2 protein-coding genes and 1 pseudogene are annotated in these 2,558 nt (G+C 59.5%); all 3 read right to left on the reverse strand.

Going from position 1 to position 2,558, the window contains the following annotated elements:
* Nucleotides 1–956: aminopeptidase P family protein (locus Q0288_RS17390; RefSeq protein ID WP_299433489.1), on the reverse strand; the 956-nt coding region annotated here is incomplete at its 3' end.
* Between the two features lie 144 nt (nt 957–1,100).
* The gene (galT, locus tag Q0288_RS17395) at nt 1,101–2,156 is read right to left on the reverse strand and encodes a galactose-1-phosphate uridylyltransferase (RefSeq protein WP_299433492.1); all 1,056 of its coding nucleotides are present in this window, start codon (nt 2,154–2,156) and stop codon (nt 1,101–1,103) included.
* 51 nt (nt 2,157–2,207) lie between these two features.
* Nucleotides 2,208–2,558, reverse strand: a pseudogene (locus tag Q0288_RS17400) (alpha-galactosidase); the annotation flags it as partial.

Raw genomic sequence — 2,558 nt, forward strand, 5'->3', positions numbered from 1 at the left:
ATGGGCCATCTGAGGTCGGCAGTGAGGTTTTCCAGCCCAGCTTCGGTCAACAAGAAAGTGTCCTCGACCTTTGCGCCAGGCAGGCTGGGGTTCCAGGCCAGGGCCATGCCTGCTTCCAGTCTGGTGGGGTTGCCAGGTCGGGCCAGTACCTCGCGGCTGCGATAGCCGGTCAGGCCGCCCTGGTGGTGGTTCTCGAACTCGCTCGCACGGCCAATCGCGTTGTAGCCGGCACGAATTTTTTCCAACACCTCGCCCAAAGTGGCTCCAGGCTGGGAGGCATCCAGTGCAGCGGCTTCTACCTGGCAGATCTGCTCGCCCAGGGCCCTGGCTTCGGGGTGTCCAAAGCTGCGCAACCGGCTTACGTTGGCGATCAGTCCGTGCCGCCGCCCACAGATAACACCCATAAATAGCCGTCCCAACGGGCGTTGCTTAGGGATGGGGTGACGGTAACGGAACAGGCGTTCTTCGCCCGCCACCAGCAGTACCAGAGGCTGAATGCCTTTGGACAGGAGTTCTTCGGCAATAGCCCCCGCCAGGTCGTACTCGCTCCAGCCGGGGTCGGCAAAGCGGATGCTCTCACCCAGGGCAGTGGCCGCATCCAGGCCCAATACACGGTAGCGATCCTGCTCTTCCCTGGAGAGCACCAGCCGCAACGGGGTGAGATCATGCTCCACATCGTTGGGCCCTTCCGAGGACGGCGGGCTATACCAGGCGTAGCGCACGACCTCCATACCGGGTACCTCTTCGTCCAACAGGCGACCGGCCTCGATTTGCGAGGAATGTAAGCGTAGGGTGTCGGGGGAAATTTCCAACCAGGCCCCCACCGGGCGAAAGGTGACCACCGTATTGTCGCCGCCAGTAAGCCAGGCAAAGTTTTCCGGCTGTTGCACGAAAAAACGCGCAAAGCCCTGGGTTTCCATCCAGGAACGAAGGCGGGCCAGCGCTGTGGTGTTCATGGCTTATGCTAACACCTTTCTATTCCAAAAATATATAAGTAATATAGCACGGACACTTGCCAGCAGGGTGGCGCCCCTGGAAAATGGCACGGATGGAAGTAGGATGCAGAGGAAAAAGCATTTGGCTTATCAAGCCCTATTCAATCAGATGCTCACTTCTCGCAGGGTCTTGGCGGTCTCTTCAGGTAGTGCATCCATGGCAAAAGTTCCAGCAGCAATCTCGGTTCCGGCCAGGTATTTCAGCTTGTCGGCAGTGCGCAAGGCCGGGTAGAACTCCACATGGAAATGGAAGACTTCCTCGGCGCCTTTGGGCGCGGCGTGCAGGGCCATGACGTAGGGCATCGGTTTCCCAAAGAGGTGGTCCAGTTTTTGCACTACCTGGCCCAGCATTTCTGCAAAACTGCGGGTTTCCGCTCGGCTGAAAGCCCATGGGCCAGGGCGGAATTGCTTGGAAAAGACCAGCACCTCGTAGGGGTAGCGGGCGTAGGGGGGAATGCAGGCCATGGTGTGCGCATCTTCCAGCACCGTGTATGGGGATAGCTGAGGCAGCAGGTTTAGCAGTACCGGGCTCTTTTGAAAGGCATCCAGCTCTTTTTGCAGAATGGGCGGAATCCAGGGATAGGCGTAGATCTGTCCGTGGGGGTGGTGCAACGTGACCCCAATGGGTTCACCTCGGTTCTCGAAGGGCATCACATACTGGATGTTTTCGCGGGCATAGAGGTCGCGGTATCGGTCGGCCCAGACGCGCACCAGCAATTCACGCCGCTCTTGGCTAAGGGTGGCGATGCTGCCGCTATGTTCGGGTGTAAACACGATCACTTCGCAGTCGCCATGGGCATCGCGGACAGGGGTCGCCAGGTCGCGGGGGACTTCGCCCGCGTTGGGGGAGAGCGAGGGCCAACGGTTCTGAAAGACCGCAATCTCAAAATCTTCAAAAGGAATTTCGGTAGGGAAGCCCCCCGGTTTGCTGGGGGCCAGCGGATCGTACTCCCTGGGTGGCAAAAATGTTCGTCCCTGGCGGCTGGCTGCGAATACCACCCACTCCTGCCGGAGCGGATGCCAGCGGGCATGGGACTGGGCTTGCCCGGTGTTTTCGCCTTCCTCGAGCGGGGGCAGGGTGTGAGGTTTTAGGCCGTAAAGGTAAAGCAAGCGGCCATCTTTTTTTTCAAATATGCGTTTGTGCACGAGAACCTCGATCATTTGGCGGAAGCATAAATGCTGACCCCTGGGCCCGGTGCAGACCAGGCCGGGTTACAGCTCGAGCCAGCTCGAGAAATCCACCTCTCGTTCGCCAATCCTGAAAGCGTACGGGCCGGTTTGCTCGATGGGGAGATGGGCCTCGAGCCATTCTCGAAGCTGCTCCCGTTCCTCATCATCCAGCCACTCTGGAGGGTCGGAGGTGGCCTTGAAACCCGATACCAGCGCCAGGTCTTGCAGCACCGCTCGTTGTGCGGAATTCAGCAGATTGTAGCGGGTACGGAAGTAGGCTACATCGGGGTCGGTATGCACCAGGGGTTTGAGCCAGAGCCGGTGCAGGCTGGTTCGCAAGGCATTATAGGCGGCTGGACCGGTGGGGTCGTGCAGAAAGACCCGCCGGTCTTC

This window comes from uncultured Meiothermus sp. (assembly GCF_937863175.1).
In the GTDB taxonomy this organism is placed as follows: Bacteria; Deinococcota; Deinococci; order Deinococcales; family Thermaceae; genus Meiothermus.